This is a genomic window from Flagellimonas sp. MMG031 (assembly GCF_040112705.1).
GTDB lineage: Bacteria > Bacteroidota > Bacteroidia > Flavobacteriales > Flavobacteriaceae > Flagellimonas.
This window is the reverse complement of the sequence record NZ_CP157804.1, coordinates 1,710,532-1,725,000: the sequence shown is the minus strand read 5'-3', so window position 1 is coordinate 1,725,000 and position 14,469 is coordinate 1,710,532. Positions and strand designations below refer to the sequence as shown.

The 14,469-nt window shown below is 45.4% G+C and carries 11 protein-coding genes, 2 tRNA genes and 2 rRNA genes (1 of these 15 only partly in view); 6 read left to right on the top strand and 9 right to left on the bottom strand.

The genetic code is table 11. The annotated features are described in order from the left end of the window. The 4 genes from ABNE31_RS07770 to ABNE31_RS07755 form a co-directional block, all read right to left on the bottom strand. A 23S ribosomal RNA gene (locus tag ABNE31_RS07770) occupies positions 1-464 on the bottom strand; it reaches 2,357 nt to the left of the window's first position. Between the two features lie 147 nt (positions 465-611). Beyond that, positions 612-685 (bottom strand) — tRNA-Ala (locus ABNE31_RS07765). Between the two features lie 179 nt (positions 686-864). After that, positions 865-938 (bottom strand) — tRNA-Ile (locus tag ABNE31_RS07760). Between the two features lie 103 nt (positions 939-1,041). Continuing rightward, positions 1,042-2,567, bottom strand: a 16S ribosomal RNA gene (locus ABNE31_RS07755). Together the 16S and 23S rRNA genes with 2 tRNA genes alongside form the textbook arrangement of a ribosomal RNA operon. A gap of 722 nt (positions 2,568-3,289) precedes the next feature. Between ABNE31_RS07755 and thrS the strand changes: the two genes are divergently transcribed. From thrS to rplT, 4 genes are all read left to right on the top strand, one after another. Then, positions 3,290-5,230: a threonine--tRNA ligase gene (gene thrS, locus ABNE31_RS07750; protein WP_349352937.1), complete on the top strand. Its 1,941-nt coding sequence runs from the start codon at positions 3,290-3,292 to the stop codon at positions 5,228-5,230. Positions 5,231-5,266: 36 nt separating this feature from the next. Continuing rightward, positions 5,267-5,818, top strand: coding sequence for a translation initiation factor IF-3 (infC, locus tag ABNE31_RS07745; RefSeq protein ID WP_293285622.1), 552 nt, complete (start codon positions 5,267-5,269; stop codon positions 5,816-5,818). Positions 5,819-5,863: 45 nt separating this feature from the next. Beyond that, positions 5,864-6,061, top strand: a complete 198-nt coding sequence (gene rpmI / locus ABNE31_RS07740; protein WP_015754448.1) for a 50S ribosomal protein L35 — start codon at positions 5,864-5,866, stop codon at positions 6,059-6,061. Positions 6,062-6,149: 88 nt separating this feature from the next. After that, positions 6,150-6,494: a 50S ribosomal protein L20 gene (gene rplT / locus ABNE31_RS07735; protein WP_014033571.1), complete on the top strand. Its 345-nt coding sequence runs from the start codon at positions 6,150-6,152 to the stop codon at positions 6,492-6,494. 85 nt (positions 6,495-6,579) lie between these two features. Here the strand turns inward: rplT and ABNE31_RS07730 are convergent, their stop codons facing one another. Both ABNE31_RS07730 and ABNE31_RS07725 read right to left on the bottom strand, forming a co-directional pair. Then, complete coding sequence (locus ABNE31_RS07730) at positions 6,580-8,157, bottom strand: carboxypeptidase-like regulatory domain-containing protein (protein WP_349352936.1); 1,578 nt, start codon at positions 8,155-8,157, stop codon at positions 6,580-6,582. A gap of 56 nt (positions 8,158-8,213) precedes the next feature. Then, positions 8,214-8,636, bottom strand: coding sequence for a secondary thiamine-phosphate synthase enzyme YjbQ (locus ABNE31_RS07725; RefSeq protein WP_349352935.1), 423 nt, complete (start codon positions 8,634-8,636; stop codon positions 8,214-8,216). Positions 8,637-8,732: 96 nt separating this feature from the next. Between ABNE31_RS07725 and ABNE31_RS07720 the strand changes: the two genes are divergently transcribed. Together ABNE31_RS07720 and ABNE31_RS07715 are read left to right on the top strand one after the other, a co-directional pair. Then, positions 8,733-9,524: an HAD family hydrolase gene (locus ABNE31_RS07720; protein ID WP_349352934.1), complete on the top strand. Its 792-nt coding sequence runs from the start codon at positions 8,733-8,735 to the stop codon at positions 9,522-9,524. Between the two features lie 88 nt (positions 9,525-9,612). Then, positions 9,613-10,500, top strand: coding sequence for a dienelactone hydrolase family protein (locus ABNE31_RS07715; RefSeq protein ID WP_349352933.1), 888 nt, complete (start codon positions 9,613-9,615; stop codon positions 10,498-10,500). Here the strand turns inward: ABNE31_RS07715 and ABNE31_RS07710 are convergent. From ABNE31_RS07710 to ABNE31_RS07700, 3 genes are all read right to left on the bottom strand, one after another. After that, the gene (locus ABNE31_RS07710; RefSeq protein WP_349353034.1) at positions 10,481-11,806 is read right to left on the bottom strand and encodes an asparagine synthetase B; all 1,326 of its coding nucleotides are present in this window, start codon (positions 11,804-11,806) and stop codon (positions 10,481-10,483) included. The two genes, ABNE31_RS07715 and ABNE31_RS07710, sit on opposite strands and share 20 nt — an antisense overlap. After that, positions 11,784-13,331: a replicative DNA helicase gene (gene dnaB / locus ABNE31_RS07705; protein ID WP_179384988.1), complete on the bottom strand. Its 1,548-nt coding sequence runs from the start codon at positions 13,329-13,331 to the stop codon at positions 11,784-11,786. Before dnaB ends, ABNE31_RS07710 begins: the two co-directional genes overlap by 23 nt. 167 nt (positions 13,332-13,498) lie before the next feature. Continuing rightward, positions 13,499-14,452: an acetyl-CoA carboxylase carboxyltransferase subunit alpha gene (locus ABNE31_RS07700; protein WP_293285474.1), complete on the bottom strand. Its 954-nt coding sequence runs from the start codon at positions 14,450-14,452 to the stop codon at positions 13,499-13,501. Between the last annotated feature and the right edge of the window lie 17 nt (positions 14,453-14,469).

The window sequence follows — 14,469 nt, the reverse complement described above, 5'->3', positions numbered from 1 at the left end:
CCAGGAGTATTTAGCCTTGGCGGATGGTCCCGCCGGATTCACACAGGGTTTCACGTGCCCCGCGCTACTCAGGATACCACTATCTTTAACGCTCCTTGCCCGTACGGGACTGTCACCCATATCGTGCAGCTTTCCAACTGCTTCCGGTTCGTCGCGCAAAGAACATTGTGGTCCTACAACCCCGTCATTGCCGGAACAACAACGGTTTGGGCCGATCCGATTTCGCTCGCCACTACTCTCGGAATCACTCTTGTTTTCTCTTCCTCCGCCTACTTAGATGTTTCAGTTCGGCGGGTTCGCCTGCCTTACGGCATGACTGGCCTTCAACCAGCCGGGTTGCCCCATTCGGATACCCGCGGATCAATGCTCATGTGCAGCTCCCCGCGGTTTTTCGCAGCTTATCACGTCCTTCGTCGCCTCTGAGAGCCTAGGCATCCCCCATACGCCCTTCTTTTGCTTGTCGCATCCCATATAAATATGGGACGCCCTCTCGTAATCCTTAATTGTTCTATTCTACTTCGTGTTTCTTCTTTTTGACTTCACGCCAACGGTAAAATACCGCCGCGCTCCGTCCCAATATGTCAATGAACCTATGTCCCAAAAGGGACTCGTGGAGAATATCGGAGTCGAACCGATGACCTCCTGCGTGCAAGGCAGGCGCTCTAGCCAGCTGAGCTAATCCCCCGTTTCAGTCGGCAGTTATCAGTTAACAGTTAACGGTTTTGATAACGTGCTCACCATTACGTGATAATCACTCAACTTCTAAAATTTCCTTATTCAATACTCAATGAACTTCTTTAGCAGTCTCAGGCAGACTTGCTTCGGCCGTGCTCAGCGCAGGCTTCCCGTCCTTCTTTCGACTTGTAGTCTCAGGCAGACTCGAACTGCCGACCTCTACATTATCAGTGTAGCGCTCTAACCAGCTGAGCTATGAGACTGTCTTGGCCTATTGCCAGTATTTGTAACATATCATAAACGACAGCGCAGGGATAAAATCCATCTCGTGCGGGACAAGGTCTTTCCGGACGTCTCTTTCTCTAGAAAGGAGGTGTTCCAGCCGCACCTTCCGGTACGGCTACCTTGTTACGACTTAGCCCTAGTTACCGATTTTGCCCTAGGCCGCTCCTTGCGGTGACGGACTTCAGGCACTCCCGGCTTCCATGGCTTGACGGGCGGTGTGTACAAGGCCCGGGAACGTATTCACCGGATCATGGCTGATATCCGATTACTAGCGATTCCAGCTTCACGGGGTCGAGTTGCAGACCCCGATCCGAACTGTGACCGGTTTTGTAGATCCGCGCCCCCTTGCGGGGTGGCTTCCCTCTGTACCGGCCATTGTAGCACGTGTGTAGCCCAGGACGTAAGGGCCGTGATGATTTGACGTCGTCCCCACCTTCCTCACGGTTTGCACCGGCAGTCCCGTTAGAGTCCCCATCTTGACATGCTGGCAACTAACGGTAGGGGTTGCGCTCGTTATAGGACTTAACCTGACACCTCACGGCACGAGCTGACGACAACCATGCAGCACCTTGCAGGCGGTCCGAAGAAAGGGGTATCTCTACCCCATGCAGCCTGCATTTAAGCCCTGGTAAGGTTCCTCGCGTATCATCGAATTAAACCACATGCTCCACCGCTTGTGCGGGCCCCCGTCAATTCCTTTGAGTTTCATTCTTGCGAACGTACTCCCCAGGTGGGATACTTATCACTTTCGCTTGGCCACGGAGACCGAAGTCCCCACAGCTAGTATCCATCGTTTACGGCGTGGACTACCGGGGTATCTAATCCCGTTCGCTACCCACGCTTTCGTCCATCAGCGTCAGTACATGGTTGGTCACCTGCCTTCGCGATCGGTGTTCTATGTGATATCTATGCATTTCACCGCTACACCACATGTTCCGGCAACCCCACCATGACTCAAGACCTGCAGTATCAAAGGCAATTTTATGGTTGAGCCACAAACTTTCACCCCTGACTTACAGGCCCGCCTACGGACCCTTTAAACCCAATGATTCCGGATAACGCTCGGACCCTCCGTATTACCGCGGCTGCTGGCACGGAGTTAGCCGGTCCTTATTCTTACGGTACCGTCAAACGCCCACACGTGGGCGCGTTTCTTCCCGTATAAAAGCAGTTTACAACCCATAGGGCCGTCATCCTGCACGCGGCATGGCTGGATCAGGCTCCCGCCCATTGTCCAATATTCCTCACTGCTGCCTCCCGTAGGAGTCTGGTCCGTGTCTCAGTACCAGTGTGGGGGATCCCCCTCTCAGGGCCCCTAACCATCGCTGCCTTGGTGAGCCGTTACCTCACCAACTAACTAATGGTACGCATGGCCATCCCTGTCCGATAAATCTTTAACCGTAATATCATGCGATATAACGGTACCATGGGGCATTAATCCAAGTTTCCCTGGGCTATTCCCCTGACAGGGGCAGGTTCCATACGCGTTCCGCACCCGTGCGCCGGTCGCCGGCGGAAAAGCAAGCTTTTCCCCGATGCCCCTCGACTTGCATGTGTTAGGCCTGCCGCTAGCGTTCATCCTGAGCCAGGATCAAACTCTTCATTGTATTTCCTTGAATGTCTGTCCGACACCCGGAAATCCCGAGTCCCCGCATCAAAATGGTTCTTTCTTAATTCTACGCTGTCGTTACAATATGTATATGAACTTCTTCATTCTCTTAAAAACTGAGTCAAACTACATTACATCAATCGTCTCATCAATTTTTGCCCTTTACCTCGTTGGCAAAGCGGCTGCAAATTTACAACTGTTTTCTAAACCGGCAAGCTTTTTTTGAAAAAAATCAAAAACATTTTATTTGCCTCAAAAACGATGTCTTCACAAAAACTTACCTCAAAATACCTCGGTATTTTTCGGGCTGCAAATGTAAAACGCTTTTTTGGATTACACAATGCTTTTTTTGTGTTTTTTTTCAATCCTGTCGATTCGTCAAAACAATACATCAATCTGACTCTGAACTTATCCAAAAAAAACAAACCCTTTGTTGTTTTCGGGCTGCAAATGTAACACCATTTCGACAACAAACAAGAGCTTTTTTGGGCTTTTACCCACAATAAGCATCAACTCACTGAAAGCGAAGCAGATAAAAATACAACTTTTTTTAAACTTACAAAAACACCTTTGCCTTGCCTTTTCTTCCATCCAAACCAATGAAGCCTATCCTATCTAAAAGGTGAAGAAAATCAGCATGTATTACAACTAACTATTGTAGCATCTACACAAGGTATTATCTTTGTCCTCTGGATTACATAATATAGAAGTTTACACAACATGATAAAAATCACACTGCCCGATGGTGCTGTAAAAGAAGTTGAAATGGGAACTACACCCATGGATGTTGCCAAAAGTATTAGTGAAGGATTGGCCCGAAACGTCATTTCGGCCAAATTCAACGATACCACCGTTGAAACAGTAACCCCTTTGAACGAAGACGGGACCTTGACCTTATATACCTGGAACGATGATGAGGGAAAAAAGGCGTTTTGGCACTCCACTTCGCACGTCGTGGCACAGGCACTGGAAGAGCTTTATCCTGGTATAAAACTTACCATAGGGCCGGCCATTGAGAACGGTTTTTATTATGATGTTGATTTTGGAGACCAGTCCATTTCCGAAAAGGACTTTCCAAAAATCGAAAAAAAGGCATTGGAAATTGCCCGTGGCAAGCACGATTATAAAATGAGGAGTGTTTCCAAGACGGATGCGCTTTCCTATTATAAGAGTCAAGGCAACGAATATAAGGTAGAACTCATCGAAAATCTCGACGACGGTACAATCACCTTTTGCGACCACAGCACTTTTACCGATCTATGCCGTGGGGGACACATTCCCAATACAGGAATCATTAAAGCCATCAAGTTATTAAGCGTTGCCGGCGCCTACTGGAGAGGTGATGAAAACAACACCCAGCTGACCCGTGTATATGGCATTTCGTTCCCAAAGCAAAAAGAATTGACCGAGTACTTGCACTTATTGGAAGAGGCCAAGAAAAGGGATCATCGAAAATTGGGTAAGGAATTGGAGCTGTTCACCTTTTCGCAAAAGGTAGGTCAAGGCCTTCCCCTGTGGTTGCCCAATGGAGCGGCCCTTCGTGAGCGATTGGAGCAATTCCTGAAGAAGGCACAAAAGAAAGCGGGTTACGAAATGGTGGTCACTCCCCATATTGGACAAAAGGAACTGTATGTTACCTCGGGCCACTATGCCAAGTACGGGGAAGATAGCTTTCAGCCGATACACACTCCAAAAGAAGATGAGGAGTTCCTATTGAAGCCGATGAACTGTCCACATCATTGTGAAATATACAACAGCCAGCCCTTTAGCTACAAAGATCTTCCCAAACGCTACGCTGAATTTGGTACGGTTTACAGGTATGAGCAAAGCGGCGAGTTGCATGGCCTAACGCGGGTTCGTGGGTTCACCCAAGATGATGCGCATATTTTCTGTACTACGGAGCAATTGAACGACGAGTTCAAAAACGTGATCGATCTTACCTTATATGTATTGAATTCCCTTGGATTTGATAATTTCACCGCACAGGTTTCCGTGAGGGACTTGGAGAATCCTGAAAAATATATTGGAGCCAAGGAAGATTGGGAAAAAGCCGAGCAGGCCATTATTGATGCAGCCGAGGAAAAAGGGTTGAACTACGTGGTGGAAAGTGGTGAAGCCGCATTTTACGGCCCCAAGCTGGACTTTATGATCAAGGATGCGCTTGGTAGAAGTTGGCAATTGGGCACCATCCAAGTGGATTATAACCTTCCCAAGCGATTTGACCTTACCTACAAAGGAAGTGACAACGAATTGCACAGGCCTGTAATGATTCACCGTGCCCCCTTTGGAAGTATGGAACGGTTTGTGGCGCTATTGCTGGAACATACGGGAGGAAACTTCCCGTTGTGGCTGATTCCGACACAGGCTATTGTTCTGCCTGTCAGTGAGAAGCATGAAAAATATGCGCAAAAAGTTTTGAATTCGCTAGAAAATCACGAAATTCGCGCGCTCATTGATAACAGGAACGAAACGGTAGGGAAGAAAATCCGCGAGGCAGAGCTCAAGAAAATCCCATTTATGATCATTGTTGGGGAACAAGAAGAGGAGTCTGCCACCATTTCGGTCAGGCGACACGGAGGTGAAGATTTGGGCGGTTTAAGCGTTGATGCATTTTCGGACTTGGTAACTACTGAAATAAATAGTACCTTAAAGTCGTTCTAAAAAATTAAGTTTAATTAAAAAGTTTACGTCATAGCAATTAGAAGAAGATTTAGACCCCAACCAAGGAGGGAAAACAAAAACCCTCACAACATCAATGAGAAAATAAAAGCCCGGGAAGTTAGGCTTGTCGGCGACAATGTTGAGATGGGTGTTTACCCCATTTCCAAGGCAAGGGAAATAGCCAACGAACAGGAGTTGGATTTGGTAGAGATTTCACCAAATGCGGAACCGCCTGTTTGCAAGGTAATGGATTATAAAAAGTTTCTTTACGAACAGAAGAAACGCGACAAGGCCATGAAGGCCAAAGCGAGCAAAGTGGTCGTAAAGGAAATAAGGTTTGGGCCACAAACGGATGACCATGATTACGAGTTCAAGAAAAGACATGCAGAAAAATTCTTGAAAGATGGTGCCAAACTAAAAGCCTATGTGTTCTTTAAAGGACGTTCGATCGTTTACAAGGACCAAGGCGAAATATTACTGCTCAGGCTGGCCCAAGATTTGGAAGAACTTGGAAAAGTGGAGCAAATGCCCAAATTGGAGGGCAAACGGATGACGATGTTCATTGCGCCAAAGACGAGTAAAAAATAAATCGGACCGAGTCCGGTACAATAAGCGGAGTTAAATACTAGGAAAATGCCTAAGATGAAAACAAAATCCAGTGCCAAAAAGCGTTTTAAGCTTACCGGAACTGGTAAAATCAAAAGAAAGCACGCTTTCAAGAGTCACATTCTGACGAAAAAATCGAAAAAGCGCAAGCTTAAGTTGACCCATTCGACCTTGGTTCACCCAGCGGATGAGGACAACATCAAGGAACAATTACGTTTAAAATAATCGTTCCAACGGTACATTAATTATTAACCATGGAGTCGGGCTCTTAAAAGATCTCTAAAAGGGACGCCTGCTACAAAAAAATGACATTATGCCAAGATCAGTAAATTCAGTTGCTTCACGAGCTAGAAGAAAAAAAGTGATGAAGCAAGCCAAAGGTTACTTTGGAAGACGTAAAAACGTTTGGACAGTAGCCAAAAATGCGGTAGAAAAAGCAATGCTTTATGCATACCGCGATAGAAGAAACAAAAAACGTACGTTCCGTTCCCTATGGATCACCCGTATCAACGCCGGTGCCAGAATGCACGGAATGTCTTACTCTCAATTTATGGGTAAAGTAAAAGCCAATGGAATAGAGCTCAACAGAAAAGTTCTTGCCGATTTGGCCATGAACCACCCAGATGCCTTCAAGGCCATCGTTGAGAAAGTTAAGTAAAAAGTTAATATAAACTTACCCCGCTTATTGAAAGATCCCGCCTTGTGCGGGATCTTTTATTTTATATCATCTTCAACGGCTTAAATTACTCTGGAGGATTGTTTGCTTCCTGAAGCGGCGTATTCATCCAATAGTCCTGTACAGCCTCTACCGATTCATCCGTGACCACATGGTCAAACAATGGCCGTTCCTTATCCATGGGAACCCCATTTTCAGCTCCATCATTTCTCTGTAGTATGCGCTGGGTAAAAAATTCCCTGTATTGCAGATATTCCTTTTGCTCGGAATGACCCAACATATTCCCGTAAACATCCATCAACCCTTTCACTTTATACACCATACGCTTCTTAATAGCTTCCCTATCATTTGAAAAATAGGCTGTCTCATCCTTTTCCGAAGTAAAAATGGGTCTTATAAATACCTTGTCTTCCTCTTCATGACCTTTCAACAGTTCAAAGGCCAACTTCTTCTTTCTGAAAAATACTTCATAATGCTCCTTGTCCAATGTGGAAGAAATGTTCACTGGATTGTTAAATTCTAGCCAAGTTATCTTATTGTTCGTATCGATAGTTATGTTCTTCAGCATGAATGCAGGGGACAGACGCACCACGAACCGATTGCTAAAGGAGAGGTAATTGAGGAACATTTTGCCTTGGTACGGCCGATATTCCGATTGTATGTGGAATATCATCCGGGAGGAATCTTCATTGGATGGTTCGCTTCCCTCCTTTTTCTTGTTCCACTCATAGGCCGCATAATCCAGCCCATAAATGGAGTAATCCGTTTTGGAGATGATGATCCTCCCTTTTGCCCTAACGTTCTCTTTATAGGTATCAAACAGCACACTATACAGCCATTCCCCATCCAAGTACACATCACTTCCCATTTGAAAATCATGATTGTGAACAAAATCCCTTCGAAGATTGTTCACAAATGAATAGGAATCGATGTCATAATTACGTACGGCATCGTGAACCCTAAGAATAACCAGCTCATTCCCATTATAAGAAGGCAGAAATCCTTGGGCAATTACCTTATTCTGATTTTCGTAGTCGTAGGACATACTCGAAATACTGTCCCTCGGAAAATCCATGTTCTTCACCAAGCGATAAATCTGGTATTTCGTGGTTTTGGCGTCACTTTTATGAAAACCTTCGTCTCTAACCTCAACAATCGACTCATTCAAATTGAGGTACGTTCCTTCATCTTGTTGATAATCCCTATAATATCCCACAAGGCTAAAAGGGTCCTTTGAAAAATTTCGGGGGATGGCCCGAATAGCCTTCCTAACAATCCGTTTGGCCAAAGACCTTTTGGTATAACCGACCACCGTGGTCTCCTGCAAAGCTATGGTCCTTGGTGTAAGATAAATAGTATTGAGACGGTCTTCCGATAATGCATCCATCGCAACGGAGACAGACTCGTACCCCAAAGATGAAATAAGAAGACCTTCGTATTCGGATTTGAACTCCATCGGAATCCTGAAACTACCATCCTCATTGGATATGACCCCTTTGGAAGAGCCTTCCAAGAGAATATTGGCAAACACCACAGGTGCTTTTGATACAGAATCCAAAAGACGTCCTTGAATAAATTCTTGGGAAAAAAGCCCACAGGGCAGTAGTATGGCAAGGGCGAGTAAATGGGTCCTCTTTATGTTCATATTTAAGGTCTGTTTGGTCGATTCAACCACAATAATTATACCAAGCGCCAAGCTGATTAATTGCCGAATGCGGTCAATACCAACCTCCTTCCCGAAGCACGGTCACGGTGTTCACAAAGATAAATACCTTGCCAAATCCCCAAGTTTAACCTGCCATTGGTAATCGGTACTTGGACCGAGGATCCCATAAGCGAAGCTTTAATATGGGCAGGCATATCGTCCGGTCCCTCATAATTGTGCACGTAATAAGGCGCGTTTTCAGGGACCATTTGGTTGATATGGCTCTCAAAATCCGTTCTAACCGTGGGGTCGGCATTCTCATTAATGGTCAAACTGGCCGAAGTATGCTTGATGAAGACCTGTAAAAAACCGGTATTGATGTTCTCGATATCCGGCATTGCATCAAGTACCTGTTCCGTAATTAAATGAAAGCCCCTTTGATGGGCGGGTAATTGTATTTCCTTCTGATAAAAATTCATGCTAACATATTCTCTACCCCAATTTAATATAAAGTTTACCAAAACAGCCCCACAGTTCGGCGAATAACAGATAACTTTGCAGCTTAATTTGTTGGTATGGACCTATCACAGATAAAAATGGTGGTTACCGATATGGACGGCACCTTGTTGAATTCCAAACATGAGGTAAGCCCACGTTTTTTTGAAATCTACCAAGAACTCAAAAAGAAAAATATCGCTTTTGTGGCCGCAAGCGGCAGACAATACCACAGCATGGTCGATAAATTGGATTCCATCAAGAACGAAATTTTGGTGATTGCCGAAAACGGGGCCCTCATCAGAAAACAAGAGCAAACCTTGCTCACTACACCCATCAACCTGTCCGAAGTACACCGAATTCTGGATACCGTTCGCCCTCTGCAGAATGTGCATCCTGTACTTTGTTGCCAAAACAATGCCTTTGTGGGCGGTGACTCCAATGAATTTCTGGAAATGCTCCGCGAGTACTATTCCGAATTTGAAATTGTAACCGACCAGAAAACAGTGAACGAAGAAGTCCTGAAAATTGCCATCTACCACTTCGAGAGTTCCGAGAAGCACATTTATCCCCACGTAAAACACCTGGAAGGTGACTTAAAGGTAAAGGTATCCGGTGCCAACTGGGTCGATGTTTCCAATAAAAATGCCCACAAGGGCTACGCACTGCAAAAGGTGATGGATGAATATCAGATTACATCACACGAACTTATGGTCTTCGGGGATTACAACAACGATTTGGAAATGCTGGAACTATCCGATTACAGTTTTGCCATGGCCAATGCCCATCCCAATGTTTTGAAAACCGCCAAATATACCACCCATAGCAATGACGATTTTGGAGTGGAGCGTATTCTGGAGAAATTGATATAACGAAATCATCCCGCCTTAAATAGTTCTCTCCGAGCAATTTGCTTTTAGAAAATTTGTACCTTCAAGAACAAACTATAAAAGCAGCAGCATGGCACCCTTAAAAAAAGACGACATCAAACAGGAAGTTTTTGACCTGTACGACAAATATGCCCATAACCAGATTGACCGTAGGGAATTCATGGAAAAGCTCTCTGTTTACGCAGTGGGCGGCATTACCCTGGCCTCTTTGATGAGTTTTGTAATGCCCAATTACAAGGATACACTGACCGTATCGCCCAATGACCCGGAACTGGATTCCAAGTTCATCACCTATAACTCTCCAAAGGGCGGTGGCGAAATCAAAGGATTATTGTCCAAACCAAAAAATAGTTCGGGCAAAATGGGCGGTGTGGTTGTGGTACACGAAAATCGCGGACTCAACCCCTATATAGAAGATGTGGGGCGAAGAGCTGCAAAAGCCGGTTTTATTTCATTAGCTCCGGATGCGCTTACTCCGCTTGGAGGTTATCCCGGAAATGATGATGACGGAAGGGCCATGCAACGGGAACGAGATCGCAACGAAATGTTGGAGGATTTTATCGCCGCCTACGAGTATCTCAAAAATCACGAAGACTGTAATGGCAAAGTGGGTATGGTCGGATTTTGTTTCGGCGGATGGATTTCCAATATGATGGCCGTGAAAGTGCCGGATTTGGCCGCTGCTGTTCCTTTTTATGGAAGTCAGCCCGAAGATAGTGAAGTAGCACAAATACAGGCCCCACTATTGATTCATTATGCTGGATTGGATGAGCGGGTGAACGCGGGTTGGCCCGATTACGAAGCAAAACTAAAGGAACTCGATAAAGATTACGAAGTCCATTTTTATCCCGATGTCAACCACGGCTTTCATAACAATACCACACCACGTTTTGATGAGGCCTCGGCCGATTTAGCTTGGAAACGGACGGTTGATTTCTTTAAAGAGCACTTGGGCTAGGTTTCTGCTTTTTTTTGCGGGCGGCGGGAAACAAAACGTTGTTCAAAATCAATCGGTATCCTGGTGAAGTTGGATGCAATTCCAATTCCGTTTTGGGGTCCCCTACCCTATGCTGGTAATCCTCTGGATCATGTCCGCCATAAAAGGTGAAGAAACCTTTCCCTTTTATACCATGAATGTATCGGGCCTCTCCGTTGATTTTGTTCTCGCCCAAGACCATTACCGTGGGCTTCACTTCGTTTCGGGTATAGGCAGTGGTCTGGCCCATAAACCCTTTCACCAAACTCGTATGGTTTTGCGTTAGCATGGTAGGTACAGGGTCCCATTTAGCGGAAAACTCCATCAAAGAAAAATAATCCGATTCTCTGGGTACGTTGGCACGTTTGTTTGTCATATCGATGGAGGAAAACTCATATCGGATGGGGTTCCGTTCCAAGGTAAAGTTGGTGAAGGCGAACGTCTTGCTAAAATCCAATTTGGCTTGATAGTTCGCATCGGAAGGGTCTCCATCAAACATGGGCTCACAGATATCCACTCCCTCGGCAGCAAGGGCGATATCAAAACTATCGGTTGCTGAGCACATGGCAAACATAAACCCGCCCCCAATCACATAATTCCTGATTTTGAGGGCAACGGCCAACTTCTCTTCCGATACTTTCGAATAACCTAAGCTCTGCGCCAATGCCTCAGCGTTGGCCTTATCCTCAATATACCATGGAGCCGCTCGATAATGTCCGTAAAAGCGGCCATACTGGCCTGTAAAGTCCTCATGGTGCAGGTGCAACCAATCGTATAGCGCCAATTTATCGCCCAGAACTTCGGTATCGTATATGGTGGTATAGGGAATCTCCGCATAGGTCAGTACCATGGTCACAGCATCGTCCCAAGGTTGGTTCCCCTTTGGGGAATACACCGCAATCTTTGGTGCTTTTTCAAGGATAACGGCATCCTGATTCTGTGATGGACTGCTGATTTCATCCAAGATTTGCTCGGCCTGCGCATCGGATAAGACCTCAAAGGAAACACCACGAATTTGGCATTCCTTTCGAATCGCATCACCATCAGGCAATAAAAAAGAGCCGCCCCGATAATTGAGCAGCCATTGCACCTTTTGCTGCTTGGACAATACCCAATAGGTAATTCCGTAAGCTTTTAAATGATTTTTTTGACCTTCGGCATCCATCGGTACCAGGATGACCGAGGCAAAAGATTGTAAAGAAAGTAAGAGTAAAATAAAAAGGAGACCTCTCGACTTCGCTCGAGGTGAAAGAAGGAATGCTATTTTAAAAAGGTACGTCATTATCATCTGGGTCATCGTCACTGTTCATTGCGCTGCCAAAAGCATCATCCGCACTCGGATAATTTGGCGTTGCAAAGGGATTTTCTTCATCCGCATTCATCTTCGATTGGAATTCGAATGGGGAATCAAAGTCATCCAAGTTATCAAATTTACCCAGAGCACCCACAAATTTTAACCTAATATTTTCTAAACCTCCATTACGGTGTTTGGCCACAATAAACTCAGCTTGACCTTGGGTCGGGGTGCGCTCCTCATCGTCCCACTCGTCAATTTTATAATATTCCGGCCTGTAAATAAAGGAAACGATATCCGCGTCCTGCTCAATAGCACCAGATTCCCTCAAATCGGAAAGAATGGGTCGTTTACTGCCACCTCTTGTCTCCACGGCCCTTGATAACTGGGATAGGGCAATCACGGGAACATTGAGTTCCTTCGCCAATGCTTTTAAGTTTCTGGAGATGGTGGAGATTTCCTGTTCACGGTTCCCTCCTTTTTGGCTTCCACCAGCGGTCATCAACTGCAAATAGTCAATGATAATCAACTTGATACCGTGTTGGGATGCCAATCGTCTGGCCTTTGCCCTCAAATCAAAAATGGATAGCGATGGTGTGTCATCAATGAAAAGCGGTGCCTTTTCCAGCGTCTTTACTTTTACATTGAGCTGTTCCCACTCATGCTTTTCCAGCTTACCGGTCCGTAACTTTTCGGAAGACAAGCCCGTTTCGGAAGAAATCAAACGGGTAATCAACTGCACGGATGACATCTCCAAGGAGAAAAAGGCAACGGGAATTTCTGAATTCACCGCAATGTTCCTCGCCATGGATAGGGTCAAGGCCGTTTTACCCATACCGGGACGTGCTGCCACAATGATCAAATCACTGGGCTGCCATCCAGAGGTCAACTTGTCCAATTTATCAAAACCGGAGGGGATTCCACTCAACCCCTCCTTGTTGGAAATCTCCTCGATTCGTTTTTTGGCCTGTATCACCAAATTTTGGGCGGTTTCGGCCGAACGTTTAAGGTTTCCTTGGGTGACTTCGTACAATTTGGCCTCTGCATTATCCAGAAGGTCAAAAACATCGGTAGCATCACTGTAGGCCTCCTCAATGATATCGTTAGAAATCTTGATCAGACTTCTTTGAATGTATTTTTGGAGTATGATTCTTGCGTGAAACTCAATATGCGCCGAAGAGGCTACTTTTTGGGTCAGTTTTATCAGGTAAAAATCACCTCCTACCGCTTCCAGCTTACCATCTTTCTTCAATTGGGCCGAAACGGTTAATAAATCCACCGGTTCGGAAGATTCGAACAATTTAAAGATGGCTTCGTAAATATATTTGTGGGAATCCTTGTAGAAAACATCTGGATGAAGAATATCGATGACCTCATCCACCCCTTTTTTGTCAATCATCATCGCACCCAATACAACCTCCTCTAAATCAACTGCTTGAGGTGGTATTTTTCCCTTCTCCAAATTGATAAGGGTGGATTTGTCCACGCGATGTCCAACAATGGGGCTAGGTTTTTCCATGAATGCGAAAGTAGCTAATTAACCTTTAGTTAACTTTAATTTTGACGGATGTGATTTCCACAGGTACTCAACAATTTAAATGTTGATAACTTAAAATACCTGTTGATAACATAAAAAAAATCGGGGATATTACCTAACAAAAAAGATAAGTCCCCGAAAAACAAGATTTATTCGCTGAAAACACCCATGTTGGCGTATTTATCCATACGGGTTTTCACCAATTCTTTTGGTGATAACTTTTTGAGTTCTTCGTAATGGGAAGAAATTTTGTCCGCAACGGTCTCAAAGGTCTTTTGTCGGTTCGAATGGGCTCCACCAAGGGGCTCCTTCACGATTTCATCGACCAACCCTTGCTTCTTCATATCGGTGGCGGTCAATTTGAGGGCTTCTGCAGCCTGTTCCTTGTATTCCCAGCTTCTCCAAAGAATGGATGAGCAGGATTCTGGGGAGATTACGGAATACCATGTGTTTTCCAACATCAACACCTTGTCCCCGACTCCAATGCCCAAAGCACCTCCAGAAGCTCCTTCCCCAATAATGATAACAATGATCGGAACCTTAAGACGGGTCATTTCCAAGATATTTCTGGCAATGGCCTCACCTTGTCCGCGCTCTTCCGCCTCAATGCCGGGATAAGCACCGGGAGTGTCCACAAAGCACACTACTGGAATCTTGAACTTCTCGGCAGATTTCATCAAACGCAATGCTTTCCTATATCCCTCGGGATTCGCCATACCAAAATTTCGGTACTGGCGGGTTTTGGTGTTGTAGCCCTTTTGCTGCCCAATGAACATATAGCTCTGGTCGCCGATTTTTCCCAATCCGCCCACCATGGCCTTGTCATCCTTTACATTTCTATCCCCATGAAGCTCCAAAAAGGTATCCCCGCAAATGGCATTGATGTAGTCCATGGTATAGGGTCTACTGGGGTGCCTTGACAGTTGCACCCTTTGCCAGGCCGTGAGATTTTGGTAAATATCCTTTCGGGTCTTTTCGAGCTTTTTCTCGATTTGCGAGCAGGTTTCGGTAACGTCTACATCACTTTCTTCCCCGATCACCATACATTTTTGAAGTTGCTCTTCAAGTTCTTTGATGGGGAGTTCAAATTCTAGATATTCCATGGGAAGTCTTTTATTTT

Excerpts from the sequence above, each read along its gene's own strand:
- thrS (WP_349352937.1), top strand. The coding sequence starts at position 3,290 with ATGATAAAAATCACACTGCCCGATGGTGCTGTAAAAGAAGTTGAAATG.
- rpmI (WP_015754448.1), top strand. The coding sequence starts at position 5,864 with ATGCCTAAGATGAAAACAAAATCCAGTGCCAAAAAGCGTTTTAAGCTT.
- ABNE31_RS07710 (WP_349353034.1), bottom strand. The coding sequence starts at position 11,806 with ATGATAATGACGTACCTTTTTAAAATAGCATTCCTTCTTTCACCTCGA.
- ABNE31_RS07720 (WP_349352934.1), top strand. The coding sequence starts at position 8,733 with ATGGACCTATCACAGATAAAAATGGTGGTTACCGATATGGACGGCACC.
- ABNE31_RS07730 (WP_349352936.1), bottom strand. The coding sequence starts at position 8,157 with ATGAACATAAAGAGGACCCATTTACTCGCCCTTGCCATACTACTGCCC.
- dnaB (WP_179384988.1), bottom strand. The coding sequence starts at position 13,331 with ATGGAAAAACCTAGCCCCATTGTTGGACATCGCGTGGACAAATCCACC.
- ABNE31_RS07725 (WP_349352935.1), bottom strand. The coding sequence starts at position 8,636 with ATGAATTTTTATCAGAAGGAAATACAATTACCCGCCCATCAAAGGGGC.
- ABNE31_RS07715 (WP_349352933.1), top strand. The coding sequence starts at position 9,613 with ATGGCACCCTTAAAAAAAGACGACATCAAACAGGAAGTTTTTGACCTG.
- rplT (WP_014033571.1), top strand. The coding sequence starts at position 6,150 with ATGCCAAGATCAGTAAATTCAGTTGCTTCACGAGCTAGAAGAAAAAAA.
- ABNE31_RS07700 (WP_293285474.1), bottom strand. The coding sequence starts at position 14,452 with ATGGAATATCTAGAATTTGAACTCCCCATCAAAGAACTTGAAGAGCAA.